Genomic DNA, 16759 nt, shown 5'->3' with positions numbered 1-16759 from the left:
AGCAGGCTTGTATTTCCGGTGGGGCTTGGTAAAAATAGCCCCCTTTTGTTCACTGACGTGACAATATGTGGCATCGGATACAGGCACAATGAGCGTTTCAAAAGTTATTATCGGCTTAACTAATCCTAAAAGTCCCACCAATGTTGGTGGTGTGATGCGCGCAGCGGGATGTTATGGCGCAGCGCAGGTTCGTTATACCGGCCAGCGGTATGAATATGCTGCTCGTAATCAAACTCAATATGACACGGATACCCATCATGCACGGGGGCGGATCCCGCTAACCTCGGTTGTAGACTTGCTGGATGATTTACCCCAGGGCATGAAAATAGTCTGTGTTGATTTGGTCCTTGGCGCGATTCCTTTACCGCAATTTAATCATCCTGAACAGGCCATTTATATTTTTGGCCCGGAAGACGGCACGATTCGTCAGCAAGTGATTGATCGGGCGGATGCGGTGGTTTACGTACCCACTGTTGGTTGTATGAATCTCGCTGCATCAGTCAATGTGCTCTTATATGACCGCTTGGCAAAATCCGCTCAAGCCGAAGGCAGTGACGAACTGATTGCTTCCAGTCGAGATACCAATAACCGGGTTAAAGTTAAACCCGGTCGTTGAGATTTGTTTGATTTTCGCTAAACGGACTAATGGCGTTGTGGCTTAGTATTACTGATAGTCCCAAGATAAATTGGAGACAATACGGCAGTTATCACAGCGGAAATGGAACATATCCAGCAAAGGCTCTTCTAAACGCCAATCCGGATTACCACAGCGGGGGCAAGGACGGCTCATTTCTGTGGTTTTATCTTGTCCTCCAACCCGATATAAGTAGTAATAGGTTGGAATTTGGGTCAGAAATTCAATACGGCCGCGCAGATCCCAACCGCGCCGGAATAAATCGCTCTGTGGTGAGCTTAATTCATCTAACGCGGCAAATTCCGCCTTGGTGGCAGCAGCCATCTGCAATTCATCACAAGCCTGCCATTCCGTTTGCCAGCGGATAATTCGTTTATGATCGCCATTAAACGTTGCAGGAATACGGTACAACGGAATTGGCAGTAAATTATCCCCGCTACGCAGTGGCGAGCACATATGCACATAGCTGGTATAAAGTACCTGCCAACTGGCAAATTCAGTGGCACTAGCTTCAGAATTAATATCTTGGCCAATAAATTTTTCCCGAGGGCTGAGTAGCTTAGCGTCAGTTAATTCTTTTAATGCCAGTTTGGCCCAAGGGCTGTTGAAACTGTAATGCAGACTCTCTTTTTCCGGCAGCAGCAATCGTACCCGAAATTCGCCTTGGTTGAAGGCAACGGCAAACTCCCGCCCCAAGATCTGACCATTGGCCCGGTAGGCCTCTAGCAGATTATTAATCGCTTTTTCTGCCGCACTGATGGTGGTGTCAGCAAAACATTCAAATCGTAACTCAGTAACAAACATGGGGTTAGTGTTCCAGTTTCGCAACGCGCTTAGCCAGCTCATCATAAGCCTGCTGTAGTCGATGCAGTTGTTGTTTTAATTCATCTAGTTCGCTGCTTGGCTGATTAGCAGCAGGCGATGTTGCCTCATTATGGGCGGCCGATGGGGATATTTGGGCCAATTCTGCTGCGGACAGGGATTTGAATTTTTGTATTCCCTGGATCAATAACGGCATTGGCATCTCTTTTAATTGGCTTTTTAGTAGCGCAATCGTGGGGGTTTTACCGGCTAGCTGTAGAAAGCGGGCAACGCTGACAATCTGGTCTATCTGACTCATTAATCGTGAATTTTCCCAATTTAGACGGATGAAACTTTGTGATAAGTTATATATATCAACAAGTTAATTTTGTGGCCTGACTTTTGCTGGAAAGAGGTGATTTTGCCAACAATAGATTAAGGATGTCGAAAATGATCACTAAGTTTATGCCATTGCTGCTTGCCGGTATAGCCACCTTTAGCCTCACTGGTTGTATTATCAAAGTTGATAAAGGGAGATATGAACAGCAATGGAGTCAGGATGAATGGCACAGTCAGGAAAGTCGTAACCGAGCGATGTTAGCGAAGTTGACTCTCGGTATGGATGCCGCACAGATTGAGCAGTTAATGGGGGTTGCTGATTTTAATGAAGCCTACCAACGGCAGGATGAATTAGTACAGGTGCTGTATTACCGGACTCAGCGTGTTCAAGGCGATGGTCGCACCAGCAAAGATGAATGTACGCCACTGGTATTGCGTCAAGGCCAATTAGTTGGGTGGGGAGCCACTGCGACACAATTGATGTGATTAAACTGCAGTGAGGCTACCAACCTCGCAAATAAGAAGCCTACAGCACATTATGGTTGTGGGCTTTTTTTAGGAAAAATAGCCATGATGGGCATCATACCTTCCCTAACAAGACAGCATTTCATACTTAACAATACGAAAGGTGACTGCTAGGTTAACATTTAAGTAACCTAATTATCAGCAGGGTGCCGGAATGGACAATAGCATCGAGGGAAGATACCGCGCTGTCTACTTGACAGGAGAAGATCTTCGTTTGGCCGCTTCAGTTATCTATAACGCTTATCTTAATGATCCTTTTTTTCTTGATACGCTATTTGATGGTGATCGCAATCAATATGAACAGAAATTGCGGGCTGCTATTCGGGAGGAGTTACATGAACTCTGGTTACAAGAGCAACCTTTGGTAGGGCTTTTTGAGCAGCATCGGCTTATTGGTGTGCTCTGTGTTGTTGCTCATCAGGATGTTTTGGGGGATAGCCGATACTGGCACTGGCGTTTGAAGATGATATTGGGTGCTGGTTGGCACGGGACTCGCCAATGGTTGCATAAAGAAAGTACTCTGGTGGCGCAATTGCCCGGTCCCCATTGTGGGATTATCCAGTTTGTTTGTATTGCTCCTCAGGAACAGGGACAAGGATTAAGTCACCTGTTATTACAGGCTGTGACCCATTGGTGTGATGAGCAGCCATCAATGGATGGTTTGGCGGTGTGGGTTAACCAAGATACCCATCTGCATTGGTTTAATCAGCATGGATTTGTTCCCTTAGGTGCGCTTGCGAGTGGCAATACCGAGGGGCAACTGTTGTTTTATGCTGGACCTAAATTAGCTGATTAATCTAACACAGATGCCTGTTTGAAGAGCAAAAATAATGGTTTTTCAGTATCAGTAGACATTCATTTGCTTATGTTTTGATTGAAATCGAGAATAGCGAAAACTGATATTTAAGCGATATGCTATTTTTTTTGTAAGAGATAGCTTACAAAGCCGTAAGAGAACTGAGAGATAAACATAAAGCTTTTGGGATGAATTTATAAAATAGCTATGTTATTCATATGGTTGTTAAATGTAACTGGATGTATTAGTTTCATCTGAACAAAAATGCGCCGAAATCTTTTCAGTAAAAGATTAGACTTAAATGGCAGTCAGGGGATGGCAATAACGCAGGAAGCGTATAGCTCAGAATCATATAGTTCAGAGTAAAAGTCCCTAATTGAAAAGACTGACATGAATTTATGAATATCATGGATGAAACAGGACACGCGTCAGGATGATGCAAGGACCGTCGGGAAGTCGGTAGCAGGGATAGGGATAGTGTGATTACAGGATGTAGTCAACTCGGCTGGATGCCAAATCAACTCTCGGATGAGTGATTGCTCTTAGGATGATAGCGCAGGGATGTTGTACTCAGGTACAGGGAATTCATGGATGGAAAGGATATCACAGGAGTGATACAGACGCATGGATGGTGCAGGGAGCACGACATATAGCGGGAAGGCTTACATGTAAGACGAGGGGGCGCGTTGCAAAACGCGCCCCTTTCTTTTTGGTATTTTTATCTGCACATAGAGATAAAACGACACGATATTTTGTCTATCAGTTTATTTTACCCTTCTGACAGTTAAACCTACTTTTAGCTGTCCTTTGTGTAAGCTATCTCTCACAGTAATGTAATATTTTTGTGTGCTTTAATTCAGATAAAATGAAGGGTTTCATTATAATTCCTTCAAAATCAATACCTTGAAATGTTTCTGTGTGTAACAGTTTTTCATGTGGGTATTTTTTTGCTCTGCAGTCAGTACAGCTTGTCGCGGAATACCTACAATGAAAACCGTTAAGGAAAACTACACAGCAGATGCTGTTATCACAGGATGTGAACCATTGAGGAATGGTGCAGGATGTACCGCGAAAAGCCTCAAATGAGCTGATAACCCAGCATGGAAAAACGCAGGAAGCGTTGACCGGCCCGGGATGGCAGCAACGGATTGTGTCAGGATTTGACTTCAGGATGAAGAAAAGTCTTTCAGGGATGGTGGCAGGACACGCTCAGGGATGCAGCAAGCTTGGTAATGGACACACCAAGTCACAGGGAAGGTACTTAGGTACAGGGAATATCAGGGAAGACAGGGATGATGCAGGACGCATATTCAGTCGCAAGGATGGAGCAGGGAGCACCAAAATAGCAGGAAGGCTTACAAAGTAACAGAAGGGCGTGATCCAAGGATCACGCCCTTTCTTTTTATTCATGGACAGAAGCTGATGTTCAGCTTAGCGACAAGACCCTGAGCGACAATTGCCTCGGCTACCACAGCCACCACCAACAGCACCTCTTGCTTGTGGTGCCTCATCCCATAATGGCTCAGGGAAAATAGGCCATTCGATTTTAGTAATGGTTTTACCTCGCATCACAATATGTGCTCGGTATTGATTCAAGCCATCAGTGCTAAATTCAAATTGATAGCGGGCTTGCCAACATAAGCCTGCATGACCGCCGAGAGAAGGTTTGGCGGATTCCATAGCAATTGCCAATAACTGTACCTTTTGTTTACGGCATTCTCTTTCGGCAAAGCGTCGGCTCTGCTCCGCCATATAGCGTAATTGCCAGAAAAATGCTGCAATCACCAGTAATGCCAAAATAATTAGCAAGTCTGTCATCATGTCCTTGTCGCTCTAAATAATCCACCAATGGCTGTAGACAGCTGAGTACTGCGCTGTGGACTGCGGATCGCTGCCAGTAGTAGCGGTCGTAATGCAGGAATGGAGACAATATCAGCAAATACCTGATTAAAAAAGCGCTGATCTTGACCGGATAAGGCTTCGAGGTAGAGAGTGCGACTTGGTTCGAGTTTCAGCACATACCAATTGCGGGCGGCAATGGTGATCAGTGCATCCTGATCCAATAATTGATGTTGCTCAAGCCAGTCTAATGCGCAGGCGCTCTGTTGGGGGCAGGAAGCCAGCGCTCGCAATAAATACAGCCTTAAATGGTGATTCTCCGCACTGTAAAACCGCTCTAGAACGGCATCGGCTAGTACATTATCTAAAGTGCTATGTTCAAGGCACTGACATAATGCCGTGATGACTTGGGGGGCGGCGTGGGATAATCCGCGCAGGATCAGCTGGTGGTGCTCCGCACAATCCAGCCTGGCACAGATATCAGCTAATCCCTGTAGTCCAACCTGTTGCCACTTGTCTTGTGCAACCCTACCGGATAGATATTGCACGGCATACTCATACTGTGAAGATGCCGCTTGTCCCAACTGTCGCCTAACCATGGCATTGAATACGGCTAGTTTTTCCTGGGAAGGTTTAAAACTGAGTGGGTGGTTGGCCATCGCCTGTTGCTGACTGTCACTTAGACTTTGAGTTAAATTCTGTCCTAACGCATCGATGACCATGCCAATAAATTGGCTGCGGGCCGCCGGATTCAGTAATCCTTGTTCATCCAGTGGCAACTTTAAAAACCAGATAAAATATTGCTGCTGGTGATCCCAGAAAACCAGAGCGAATTGGGCATATCCCTGAATAGGGTAGGGGTAAGGTGCCTGTAGGGCTTCAATCTGATAAAAAGCCATATTATCGATATGTTGTACTCGCCGCCCTAAATCAAAGACGGTGAATTGGCTGTGGGCGGCATCAAGTAGTTGACCCAAGGTGGTAAGCTCTGCCATGGACTGACCTTTATTATGAAATAAAAAGAATAAATTAAGGCGATTATACCGACTTACTTACAAGGTGACAGTGAGATGCTTTGCGCGGTTTAACCGCGATAGAATGGCTTGCCGGCTGACCGTTACCTCTGCGGCAGTGGTATCATGGCTTCCTGATCCTCAGCTGATAGCGGTTTACAATATGATTCAAACCCAAACGCGGGCTTATTTACAGCAGCTTGAGCAAGAGCTACAAGCACACTCCCTTTGGGCTGATACGGCTCCACATCACAGCGCATTGGCAAGTCAGGCACCATTTGCCTGTGATACCTTGGCTTTTGAGCAATGGCTACAGTTTATTTTTATTCCGCGGATGTATGCGCTGCTGGATAGTGGTGCCTTGTTACCAACACAATGTGGCATTGCCCCCATGGCGCAACATGTTTGGCAGCATGAGCCTGAAAGAATTTCCCTAATTCAATTGTTGGAAGAGTTGGATAATTTACTGAATGAATCCCGATAAGATGATTACTACCGTCCCTGATGCAGTAGAAGTAGCGCCTGAAATATCTGTGTTATTTGAAGATGAGCATCTGGTTGCCATCCATAAGCCTGCTGGATTGCTGGTCCACCGTACTTATCTGGCGCGTAAAGAGAAATATTTCGCCATGCAGATGACTCGGGATCTGGTTGGATGCCACGTGTTTCCTGTGCACAGGTTAGATCGGCCGACGTCCGGGGTGTTGTTGTTTGCTAAGAGCAGTGAGGTGGCGGCCAAATTGTGTCAGCAGTTTGCTGGGCACAGTGTCCGTAAGCGTTATCTGGCATTAGTGAGAGGCAATATGCATGAAGCCGGGGAGTTAGACTATCCGCTGAAAGAAGAGCTGGATAAAGTGGCGGATAAATATGCGAATGAGGATAAAGCCGCCCAAGAGGCGATTACGTGTTATACGCCATTGCTTAACAGTGAAATTCCTTTTAGTTCAGGCCGCTACCCAACCAGCCGTTTTGCTCTGATGCAGCTTGAACCCTTAACTGGGCGTAAACATCAGCTAAGACGTCATATGGCACATTTAAGGCACCCCATCCTTGGGGACACCACGCACGGTGATGGTAAACAGAACCGTTTTTTCCGAGAGCACTTTCAACATAATCGGCTGTGGCTGATTGCCAAGCAATTGTCGTTTGTACACCCGGTAACTCAGCAGCCCATGACGATTGAGACAGAGTTAGAGCCGGAATGGCTGGATATTTTCGCTGGCTTGGGCTGGGATGAAGCGTGTCTCAGTGGTTCGTCCTCAATACTGATTGCTTGAAAACGGCACCGGGGGCGGGGTGGTCATAGTGGTTGATGGCTCGGTCTTGGACTCCTGTTCCCGGGCACAAAAATAACAGCTGCGTCTGTGGTGGGTGGTTTTGTGCAGATGCTTCAGGTGCCGCTGTCGAACAGGGCGGTTGGCATGGCGCATTGGGGTGCTCCTGGCTGTGCATAATACAAACTTGGTAAGCAAGCTATTGACCTGACTGATCAAAATTTCCTACTCTGACAGCTGGCTGCGTAAGGTACAAAAAGCGCAGCCGGGTCAGTGCTGGGAACACAGGGACCAGTCATCGAATTTGGCAAGGGAGTATACCATGAAGAAAGTCAATCTGCTGTTCGGAACAGTATATGGCAGTGCCCAATCCGTTGCAGAAGTGCTACATCGATCACTTGAGCAACTCGGATATGAAGCCAGATTATGGCAAATGCATGAGCTAGATGGTTTTGTGCCGCCCACAGATGAGTTGCTATTGCTTATCTGTGCCACTACCGGCCAGGGGGATATTCCAGATGAATTACAGCCTTGGTTTACCCAGATGCAATCTCAAGCACCATGGCTGCCCGAATTAAATTATGCCATTGTCGCCTTGGGCGACTCCAGTTATGACACTTTTTGTGGCGCAGGATTACAGCTTGAGTCACTACTTAATGAGTTAGGCTGCCGTGCTTTGCTACCTATGTTGAAAATTGATGCGATGGAAACCATGACACCGGATCTATTGGCGCTGCAATGGTTGAAAAGTTGGCATGAGCAAGCTGAAATATTGCCAGTATAGACGGGAAAGTCATGCCCCAAGCTGACGTATTGGGGCATGAAGTGTATTAATTATTCAGCCATACGCAGCAGTTCGTTAATACCAACTTTACTGCGGGTTTTCTCATCCACTTTTTTGACAATAATGGCGGCATATAAGCTGTAATTTCCGCTCTTGGATGGCAGGCTGCCGGATACCACGACCGAGCCTGCGGGTACGCGGCCATAATGGATTTCACCAGTTTCTCGATCATAAATACGGGTGCTTTGGCCGATATAAACGCCCATGGAGATTACAGAGCCTTCTTCTACCACAACGCCTTCAACGATTTCAGAGCGAGCACCAATAAAGCAGTTATCTTCGATAATAGTTGGGCCTGCTTGCAGTGGCTCCAGTACTCCGCCAATCCCAACACCACCTGACAGGTGCACATTTTTACCGATTTGCGCGCAAGAACCAACGGTGGCCCAAGTATCAACCATGGTGCCTTCACCGACATAAGCGCCCAGATTCACGTAAGAGGGCATTAATACAGTGTTTTTGGCAATAAATGACCCTTTGCGAACTGCTGCAGGTGGCACAACACGGATTTGCTCTGCTTTAAAGCGGGCTTCATCATAATCGGCAAATTTCATCGGCACTTTGTCAAAGTACTTGGTTTCTGCCCCATCAATGATTTGATTGTCAAAAATACGGAATGACAGCAATACCGCTTTTTTCAGCCATTGATTAACCTGCCATTGACCTTCAATTTTTTCTGCAACCCGCAGTTGGCCTTTATCCAGCATGCCAATAACGGTTTCAACATCGGCACGGACACTTGGGTCAACTGAAGCCGGGGTAATAGACTGGCGAGCCTCAAATGCTGCCTCGATACGTTGGCGTAAAGCCTCCATTGATTTCTCCCAATTCGTCATTGAATTAAACAGGTTGTGACAACGCTTGGATCAGCGCATCACGTAGTTGAGTTTGCTGCACATCTGATAGCGCTTGGCCATCTTGAGTCTGCAGCATAAAAAAGTCTTCTGCTCTTTCACCTATGGTGGTGATTTTTGCTGCGATCAGCAGTAAGCCGCAACGATATAAAATATCGCCTACTTTCGCCAGCAGCCCAGGTGAATCCAGTGCAATCAGCTCCATCATACTGGTATCTTGGCGAGAAGAGGGTAAAAAGCTGACTTGTGTTGCGACCTTAAACGGTTTCATCCGTCTGGGCAGTTTACGGAATTTCGGTGGCTTGACAGTATCGCTGTCATTACCCAAGGCGCGCACAAGTGCCTTACGGATACTCTGGATCCGGGGCAATTGAGATACTGCCTCGCCATTTTGCTCCAGAATAATAAAGGTATTGAGTGAGTAGTTATCCTTGGAACTCATCACTAGGGCATCATGTACCGTGATATTTTTGTTGTCCAGCACCGCCATAACGGTTGCAAACATTCGTGGCCGGTCGGGACCATAGATAAACAACTCAGTGCCGCCCCGGGTGGCATGTTTGGACATCAGTACCAGTGGATCATCGCTGCGGTGTTTTAAAATAGCCTCAGCATGCCAAGCAATTTGGTTGGGCATATGGCGCAGGAAATAGTTAGCTTTAAAACGGCTCCATAGTGCATCGAGATCTTTTTCTTTAATGCCATGGCGGGTTAAATCTTTCCGGGCTTTAGCTTGATGTTCCCGGACCCGGGCGCGAATATCGATAGGTTTTTCTTTGCCTCGGGCTAATACCCGCTGGGTGGAGAAATACAAATCCCGCAACAATGACCCTTTCCAGCTGTTCCAGGTGCGTTCATTGGTGGCACAGATATCGGCGACAGTCAGGCAATAAAGGTAGCTTAAATGCACGGCATCGCGGACGATATCAGCAAATTCGGCGACAACATCTGGATCAGAGATATCCCGTCGTTGTGCGGTGACGGACATCAGCAGATGATGTTCAACCAACCAGGCCACCAAGCGGCCATCATGATCGTTCATATCATGGGCTTTACAAAACAATAAGGCTTCTTCTGCGCCCAGTAGGGAATGATCCCCCCCTCGCCCTTTGCCGATATCATGGAAAATGGCGGCCAGTACCAGTAACCCCTTTTTCGGCAATTGATTGATCAGTACCGAACCTAAAGGAAATTCATCTTTTTGATCGCTTTGGGCAAAGCGTTCGATATTCAGTAGTAGTCTGTGGGTGTGTTCATCCACAGTATAGGCATGGAACAGATCAAACTGCATTTGCCCTTCGATGGCCCGCCAAGCGGGCAAATAGGCGGATAACACCCCATGACTGTGCATCAAAGAAAGTGCGGCAATACCACGGGGATGGCGCAGGATCTCCATAAAGAGTTCCCGGCATTCACTGTGCACCATCAGAGGTTGTTGCTGTGCCCGACGAGCCTGGCGCAGACTGCGCAGGGTTGGGGCATAAATGCCTTGAATATTGGAATTTCTGGCCACGACTAAAAACAGGCGAATAATTTGTCTTGGCTCGTTAAACAGGTGTTCATCCAATGCTTCAATAAAACGGCCCCGGCGTTGGAAGTCATGATCGATCGGGCTGATGATTAATGCTTCGCTGTCTGACAGGGTAGCGCGTTTGAATAGCTGCAATAGCATGTCATTGAGCTCTAGTACCCGGCGAATGGTGCGATAGTAATGCTTCATCATCTGCTCGACTGCCAGCTCGGTGCCATCTTTATAGCCCATCACATTGGCAACCTGAGGTTGCAGGTCAAACAGTAAGCGGTTTTCATCCCGGTTAGCTACGATATGGAGCGCAAAGCGAAGTGACCAAAGATATTGCTGGCACTCCAGTAGCTCATCCAGTTCATCGGCGGACAGAAAGCCATAATCCAGTAATTCTTCCAGATTGGCTGCATTGAAATGCCGCATCGCCACCCAGGCAATGGTTTGAATATCCCGTAATCCCCCGGGGCAGGTTTTTAGATTGGGTTCTAAATCAAATGCACTGGCCCGGGCATGTCTTGCCCGCTGCTCATCCCGTTTGGCAAGGAAAAAATCATGAGATGGCCAGAAATCCCCACTGCGGATCCCATCATACAGGGCATCAAATAAGTTGGGCTCACCACTGAGAAAGCGCGCTTCCAATAAGTTGGTCGCAATGGTGATATCCTGCCGGCCCTGAGTCAGGGTTTCCGGCAGGGTACGGACACTGTGGCCGACTTCTAATCCGGCATCCCAGAGATAGGTGATAAATTCCCCGATTATCTGCTCGCTGGCTGACGTTAATGGCTGGCCCAGTAATAGCAGAATATCCACATCGGAATGGGGGTGTAGCTCACCGCGGCCATATCCGCCGACGGCGATGAGGGCGATAGCGTGCTGGCTTAGCCCCAAATCCTGCCATGCCTGCTGCAGCAGCTGATCCACAAAGTGGCAACGCTGCCGCACCAGTTCAGTAATGGGGATTTGCGCCCGAAATTCGCTCAGCAGTTGCTGGTTTTGATCTGTCAGCGCGCACTTGGCGACCTGGGCTGTGTCCATAAAAGTATCCGAATTAGTGATTGATAATGCGTGGGAAGTCTTCTTCTTCACGCAGTGTCAGTACTTCTACACCTTTTTCGGTTACCAGCAAAGTATGCTCCCATTGCGCGGAGTTTTTACCGTCACTGGTGGTAACAGTCCAGCCGTCAGTTTCATTCAGGCGGGTTTTAAAATTACCGGCGTTGATCATCGGCTCAATGGTGAAACACATGCCTGGACGTAGCACGGTTTTGTCATCATTTTTGTAGTGTACGACTTGAGGTTCTTCATGGAACCCTTTCCCGATCCCGTGACCACAGTAATCTTTTACGATGCTGTACTTGTCCAAACCGCTTTTGCTGTTTTTGATAAATTTATCAATACAGGTACCGATTTCACCCAGTTTTACCCCAGGGCGTACTTTGCGGATAGCAATATAGAGACTTTCCTGAGCAATGCGGCACAGGCGACGGTCTTTGGCGGATACATCACCGATCAGGAACATTTTTGAAGTATCGCCGTGGTAACCGTCTTTGATCACTGTGATGTCCAAATTGATGATGTCGCCATCACGCAGGGCATAATTGCCAGGAATACCATGGCAGATAACATCATTGACCGATGTACAGATAGACTTAGGAAAGCCGTGGTAGTTCAGTGGGGCGGAAATTGCGCCTTGTTCTGCGGTGAATTTAGCACAAATAGCATCCAGTTCATCCGTGGTGACACCGGCTTTCACATGGGGAGCAACCATTTCTAGCACTTCAGCAGCCAGCTTGCCGGCCGCACGCATTTTTTCGATTTCTTCTGCAGTCTTGATGACTATACTCATTTCGCTTTCTCTATCAGTTTGGGCTAAACGTTCAGGCGTTATGGGTGGCACAATTTGCCATGCAAAAATTTGTGCTCAGGGTGGCTTTATGGTATAAAGCGCGCCGTCATGTTTGACGTTGTTTGCAGCACTTTTTAGCCGGGCATGAGCGAAAGTTCATTGGCGGCGAGGTGCTACTCACGTAAAATGTGGCCGCCATTATACATGGCAATCAATGTAAATACTAAATCACACACGTATCGTCACATACTTCGGGGTGCCCTTGGTAACTTGGGTCGAAGGGATGGGATGCGTGGAGGTTTAACCCCACTTTTTAACAAGGTAGATTTAAAATGACTACAGTTTCTATGCGCGACATGCTGCAGGCCGGTGTACACTTCGGTCACCAAACCCGTTACTGGAACCCTAAGATGAAGCCATTCATCTTCGGTGCTCGCAACGGTGTACACATCATCAACCTGGAGCACACTGTGCCAATGTTCAACGAAGCACTGGCTTTCATCAGCAACGTTGCTTCTAAGAAAGGTAAAATCCTGTTCGTTGGTACTAAGCGTGCTGCAAGCGAAGCAATCAAAGCATCTGCTATCTCTTGCGATCAGTTCTATGTAGATCACCGCTGGTTGGGCGGTATGCTGACTAACTGGAAAACCGTTCGTCAGTCAATCAAGCGTCTGAAAGAGCTGGAAACTCAGTCTGTTGATGGTACTTTCGACAAGCTGACCAAGAAAGAAGCTCTGATGCGTACTCGCGAGCTGGATAAGCTGGAAAAATCTCTGGGTGGTATCAAGAACATGGGCGGCCTGCCAGATGCGATTTTCGTAATCGGTGCTGACCACGAACATATCGCTATCAAAGAAGCGAACAACCTGGGTATCCCAGTTGTAGCTGTTGTTGATACTAACTCTGCTCCAGATGGTGTTAACTACATCATCCCAGGTAACGACGACGCTATGCGTGCTATCAAGCTGTACACTTCTGCTGTTGCTGCTGCTGCTAACCAAGGCCGTGGTCAGGATCTGGCTGTACAAGCTGAGCAAGACGGTTTCGTAGAGGCCGAATAATAAGGTGTGATGCTAGGCATCTCCCTTATTAACCAAGCAATTTGATTGGTTAACAGGGGCCTATTGGCCCCTGTTTTACATCTACAGAATTTGTCGAATTTATTTCGCACCTAATTTATAGAGGACTTAACAATGGCAATTACTGCTGCCCAGGTTAAAGAACTGCGCGATCGTACCGGCGCTGGTATGATGGACTGTAAAAAAGCTCTGACTGAAACCAATGGTGATATCGAGCTGGCTATCGAAAACATGCGTAAGAGCGGTGCTGCTAAGGCTGCTAAGAAAGCCGGTAATATCGCTGCTGAAGGTACTATCCTGATCAAGAACGGCGAAGGTTTCGCTGCCCTGATCGAAGTTAACTGTCAGACTGACTTTGTTGCCAAAGACTCTAACTTCCTAGCTTTCGCTAACGAAGTACTGGATGTAGCTGCTGCTGGTAAAGTGTCTATCGACGACCTGAAAGCTCAGTTTGAAGAAGCGCGTGTTGCTCTGGTTGCTAAGATCGGTGAAAACATCAACGTTCGTCGCGTTGAGTACATCGATGGTGCTAACCTGGCTTCTTACCGTCACGGCGACCGTATCGGTGTTGTAGTAACTGGTGAAGCTGACGAAGAAACCCTGAAGCACCTGGCAATGCACGTTGCTGCTTCTAAGCCTGAGTACGTAAACCCAGAAGACGTTCCTGCTGATGTAGTGGCTAAAGAGCGTGAAGTTCAGGTTGAAATCGCCATGAACGAAGGCAAGCCAAAAGAAATCGCTGAGAAGATGGTTGCTGGCCGTATGAAGAAATTCACCGGTGAAGTATCTCTGACTGGTCAGCCTTTCATTATGGAGCCAAAGAAATCTGTTGGCGAATTCCTGAAAGAAAAAGGCGCTACTGTAACTAACTTTATCCGTCTGGAAGTTGGTGAAGGTATCGAGAAGAAAGAAGAAGATTTCGCTGCTGAAGTTGCTGCGCAAATCGCTGCTTCTAAGAAGGCTTAATTCGCCTTTGCGAGTCCCTCAAGACCGCGGCCTGTGCTGCGGTCTTGTTATACCTGCGGTGTGCAATTTTTAGATTACGCCATAACAGGTATATACTCGCAGCTTGAATCCGCTGGCGCTGCGCGAGCCAGAACAGCTTGCTACCGGCACACCGAAATAGTAAACAGTTTGGTTTTTGTACCAGGACAAGAAAATATGAGCACCAATCCTAAACCTGCATTTCGACGTATTCTTCTCAAATTAAGCGGTGAAGCGCTGATGGGTGAAGAGGGCTTTGGTATTGACCCGAAAGTCCTTGAGCGTATGGCTCAGGAAGTCAAAGAACTGGTTGAACTGGGTATTCAGGTCGGCGTAGTTATTGGAGGCGGAAACCTGTTCCGCGGCGAAGGACTGGCTAAAGCTGGCATGAACCGAGTGGTCGGTGACCATATGGGGATGTTGGCCACGGTAATGAATGGTCTGGCGATGCGGGATGCACTGCACCGTGCTTATGTTAATGCCCGTTTGATGTCTGCTATTCCCCTTAATGGCGTGTGTGATCGTTACAACTGGGCTGAAGCCATCAGCCTGCTGAAATCCGGCCGGGTGGTAATTTTTGCTGCCGGAACCGGTAACCCATTTTGCACCACAGATTCAGCCGCCTGTCTGCGCGGTATTGAAATTGAAGCTGAAGTTGTACTAAAAGGCACCAAGGTTGACGGGGTATACTCCGATGATCCAATGAAGAATGCCGATGCCGTTAAATATGACGAGCTGGGGTACAATGAGGTGCTGGATAAAGAATTAAAAGTCATGGATCTTGCTGCATTTACTATGGCACGGGATCATGATATGCCTATTCTGGTATTCAATATGAATAAGCCCGGGGCGCTGCGCCGTGCCATTATGGGTGAACAAGAAGGCACGCTAATTAAAGCAATTTAGTGACCGAAAAGGACATTTATCGTGATTGAAGATATTCAAAAAGACGCGCAAGAGCGCATGGGCAAGTGTGTAGAAGCGATGAAAGGCCAGTTGAGTAAAGTCCGTACCGGTCGAGCTCATCCTAGCCTGTTGAACTCTATCCAGGTTTCATACTATGGCAGCATGACGCCGCTGAACCAGGTAGGTAACATTGTGATTGATGATGCCCGCACCCTGATGGTGAACGTATTTGACCGCAGTATGATTCAGGCAGTAGAAAAAGCCATCATGATGTCTGATCTGGGTCTGAACCCAATGTCAGCTGGTACTTCTATCCGTATCCCGCTGCCTGCTCTGACAGAAGAGCGTCGTCGCGATTTGGTAAAAGTCGTGCGTGCTGAAGCGGAAAATGGCCGTATTGCCGTTCGCAACGTACGCCGCGATGCTAACTCTGATGTGAAATCTCTGGAAAAAGCCAAAGATTGCACTGAAGATGATGTACGCCGTAGCGAAGATGAAGTGCAGAAGATGACTGATGCCCACATCAAAAAAATTGATGAAATCTTGGCGGCAAAAGAAGCTGAGTTGATGGAAGTATAATTCCTGAGCTGAAGTAGCTAGAGTTAAAGCGCCGTGTAGCGGTATACTACACGGCGTTTGTTTATTTATAAGGGTTGTTGTAAATGTCATCCTCTGTGGAATTTGATGCAGAAACCTTGTGTACTCTAGAGACACCTGCATCGGTTGACGTTCCTGCCCAGTTGCCCGATATCTTGCTGCAGTCTATCCCCAATCATGTCGCAATCATTATGGATGGCAATGGACGCTGGGCACAGGCCAAGGGAAAGGCGCGAGTATTTGGTCACAGGGCTGGTGTGAAAGCGGTGCGCCGTGCAGTCAGTACCGCGCGGAATTTAGGCGTTAAGTCATTAACGTTATTTGCTTTTTCTTCTGAAAATTGGCGGCGGCCTGATCGGGAAGTCACTTTGCTGATGGAACTGTTTTTTACAGTGCTACAGCGGGAAGTGAAATTACTCAACAATAATGGGGTACGGTTGAATGTGATCGGTGATACTAGCCGGTTTTCAGAGCGCCTGCAAAAACAAATCAGCGCCGCTGAAGCGAAAACGGCAGGGAATACTGATTTAACCCTCAATGTTGCAGCCAATTATGGCGGTCGCTGGGATATTATGCAATCAGCTCAAGCATTAGCGCGTCAGGTGGAAGCCGGGCAACTGCGGGCTGATGAGATCACGGAAGAAACCTTAAGCCAACACCTGAGCATGCAGGGGCAGGGCGAAGTGGATCTGATGATCCGTACTGGTGGTGATTACCGCATCAGTAATTTTATTTTGTGGCAGGCCGCTTATGCGGAGTTGGTATTTACCGATATTCTCTGGCCTGATTTTGATGAACAAGCATTTCATCGGGCCATTGCGGCCTTTGCTAGCCGTCAACGCCGCTTTGGCTTGACCGGTAGCCAGATTGATGCTCTGCGTTCACTCTGATTAGTTAGTGAGG

Annotated in this window: 18 protein-coding genes; 11 read left to right on the top strand and 7 right to left on the bottom strand. The window is 47.6% G+C overall.

The annotated features are described in order from the left end of the window. Positions 1 to 88 precede the first annotated feature (88 nt). A complete protein-coding gene (locus NFHSH190041_RS14550) occupies positions 89 to 616 on the top strand; it encodes an RNA methyltransferase (protein WP_261922485.1) in 528 nt (175 codons plus the stop codon). Positions 617 to 664: 48 nt separating this feature from the next. On the opposite strand, the gene NFHSH190041_RS14545 is transcribed toward NFHSH190041_RS14550, so the two are convergent. Then, positions 665 to 1438: a Zn-ribbon-containing protein gene (locus NFHSH190041_RS14545; RefSeq protein WP_261925141.1), complete on the bottom strand. Its 774-nt coding sequence runs from the start codon at positions 1436 to 1438 to the stop codon at positions 665 to 667. 4 nt (positions 1439 to 1442) lie between these two features. After that, a complete protein-coding gene (locus NFHSH190041_RS14540; RefSeq protein ID WP_261922484.1) occupies positions 1443 to 1754 on the bottom strand; it encodes a hypothetical protein in 312 nt (103 codons plus the stop codon). Positions 1755 to 1885: 131 nt separating this feature from the next. Between NFHSH190041_RS14540 and NFHSH190041_RS14535 the strand changes: the two genes are divergently transcribed. Both NFHSH190041_RS14535 and NFHSH190041_RS14530 read left to right on the top strand, forming a co-directional pair. After that, positions 1886 to 2260 (top strand): DUF3192 domain-containing protein, encoded by a 375-nt coding sequence (locus NFHSH190041_RS14535; protein ID WP_261922483.1) that lies wholly within the window; start codon positions 1886 to 1888, stop codon positions 2258 to 2260. 193 nt (positions 2261 to 2453) lie between these two features. Then, complete coding sequence (locus tag NFHSH190041_RS14530) at positions 2454 to 3095, top strand: GNAT family N-acetyltransferase (protein WP_261922482.1); 642 nt, start codon at positions 2454 to 2456, stop codon at positions 3093 to 3095. A 1431-nt stretch (positions 3096 to 4526) separates the two neighbouring features. Here NFHSH190041_RS14530 and NFHSH190041_RS14525 read toward each other — a convergent pair. Together NFHSH190041_RS14525 and NFHSH190041_RS14520 are read right to left on the bottom strand one after the other, a co-directional pair. Next, entirely contained in the window at positions 4527 to 4916 is a 390-nt protein-coding gene (locus tag NFHSH190041_RS14525; RefSeq protein ID WP_261922481.1) for a DUF3301 domain-containing protein, read from the bottom strand. Next, on the bottom strand, positions 4913 to 5929 hold the full coding sequence (locus NFHSH190041_RS14520; RefSeq protein WP_261922480.1) for a DUF3549 family protein: 1017 nt from the start codon (positions 5927 to 5929) through the stop codon (positions 4913 to 4915). Before NFHSH190041_RS14520 ends, NFHSH190041_RS14525 begins: the two co-directional genes overlap by 4 nt. Before the next feature lie 181 nt (positions 5930 to 6110). Here NFHSH190041_RS14520 and NFHSH190041_RS14515 point away from each other — a divergent pair, with 181 nt between their 5' ends. The 3 genes from NFHSH190041_RS14515 (at position 6111) to NFHSH190041_RS14505 (ending at position 8005) form a co-directional block, all read left to right on the top strand. Beyond that, positions 6111 to 6431: a YqcC family protein gene (locus tag NFHSH190041_RS14515; protein WP_261922479.1), complete on the top strand. Its 321-nt coding sequence runs from the start codon at positions 6111 to 6113 to the stop codon at positions 6429 to 6431. Next, positions 6418 to 7224: a tRNA pseudouridine(65) synthase TruC gene (truC, locus tag NFHSH190041_RS14510; protein ID WP_261922478.1), complete on the top strand. Its 807-nt coding sequence runs from the start codon at positions 6418 to 6420 to the stop codon at positions 7222 to 7224. Before NFHSH190041_RS14515 ends, truC begins: the two co-directional genes overlap by 14 nt. A 319-nt stretch (positions 7225 to 7543) precedes the next feature. Continuing rightward, the gene (locus tag NFHSH190041_RS14505; protein WP_261922477.1) at positions 7544 to 8005 is read left to right on the top strand and encodes a flavodoxin; all 462 of its coding nucleotides are present in this window, start codon (positions 7544 to 7546) and stop codon (positions 8003 to 8005) included. A 50-nt stretch (positions 8006 to 8055) separates the two neighbouring features. Here NFHSH190041_RS14505 and dapD read toward each other — a convergent pair whose 3' ends face one another. The 3 genes from dapD to map are packed head-to-tail and all read right to left on the bottom strand — an operon-like array spanning position 8056 to position 12290. Further along, positions 8056 to 8880, bottom strand: coding sequence for a 2,3,4,5-tetrahydropyridine-2,6-dicarboxylate N-succinyltransferase (dapD, locus tag NFHSH190041_RS14500; RefSeq protein WP_261922476.1), 825 nt, complete (start codon positions 8878 to 8880; stop codon positions 8056 to 8058). A gap of 25 nt (positions 8881 to 8905) precedes the next feature. Further along, entirely contained in the window at positions 8906 to 11479 is a 2574-nt protein-coding gene (gene glnD, locus NFHSH190041_RS14495; protein WP_261922475.1) for a bifunctional uridylyltransferase/uridylyl-removing protein GlnD, read from the bottom strand. Positions 11480 to 11492: 13 nt separating this feature from the next. Next, positions 11493 to 12290, bottom strand: a complete 798-nt coding sequence (gene map / locus NFHSH190041_RS14490; RefSeq protein WP_261922474.1) for a type I methionyl aminopeptidase — start codon at positions 12288 to 12290, stop codon at positions 11493 to 11495. A 332-nt stretch (positions 12291 to 12622) separates the two neighbouring features. On the opposite strand from map, the gene rpsB reads away from it, so the two are divergent. From rpsB to uppS, 5 genes are all read left to right on the top strand, one after another. Continuing rightward, a complete protein-coding gene (rpsB, locus tag NFHSH190041_RS14485) occupies positions 12623 to 13351 on the top strand; it encodes a 30S ribosomal protein S2 (protein WP_261922473.1) in 729 nt (242 codons plus the stop codon). Between the two features lie 132 nt (positions 13352 to 13483). Then, a complete protein-coding gene (gene tsf / locus NFHSH190041_RS14480) occupies positions 13484 to 14335 on the top strand; it encodes a translation elongation factor Ts (RefSeq protein ID WP_261922472.1) in 852 nt (283 codons plus the stop codon). Between the two features lie 195 nt (positions 14336 to 14530). Then, positions 14531 to 15259 carry a UMP kinase gene (gene pyrH / locus NFHSH190041_RS14475; protein WP_261922471.1) on the top strand — a complete coding sequence of 243 codons (729 nt, stop codon included), beginning with the start codon at positions 14531 to 14533 and terminating at the stop codon, positions 15257 to 15259. Positions 15260 to 15316: 57 nt separating this feature from the next. Continuing rightward, a complete protein-coding gene (gene frr, locus NFHSH190041_RS14470) occupies positions 15317 to 15838 on the top strand; it encodes a ribosome recycling factor (protein WP_410010879.1) in 522 nt (173 codons plus the stop codon). An 83-nt stretch (positions 15839 to 15921) separates the two neighbouring features. Continuing rightward, positions 15922 to 16746 carry a polyprenyl diphosphate synthase gene (uppS, locus tag NFHSH190041_RS14465; protein ID WP_261922469.1) on the top strand — a complete coding sequence of 275 codons (825 nt, stop codon included), beginning with the start codon at positions 15922 to 15924 and terminating at the stop codon, positions 16744 to 16746. Positions 16747 to 16759 lie beyond the last annotated feature (13 nt).

Origin of the sequence: Shewanella sp. NFH-SH190041, from assembly GCF_024363255.1 — a bacterium.
Taxonomy (GTDB): Bacteria; Pseudomonadota; Gammaproteobacteria; order Enterobacterales; family Shewanellaceae; genus Shewanella.
This window is presented reverse-complemented; position numbering and strand designations above follow the sequence as displayed.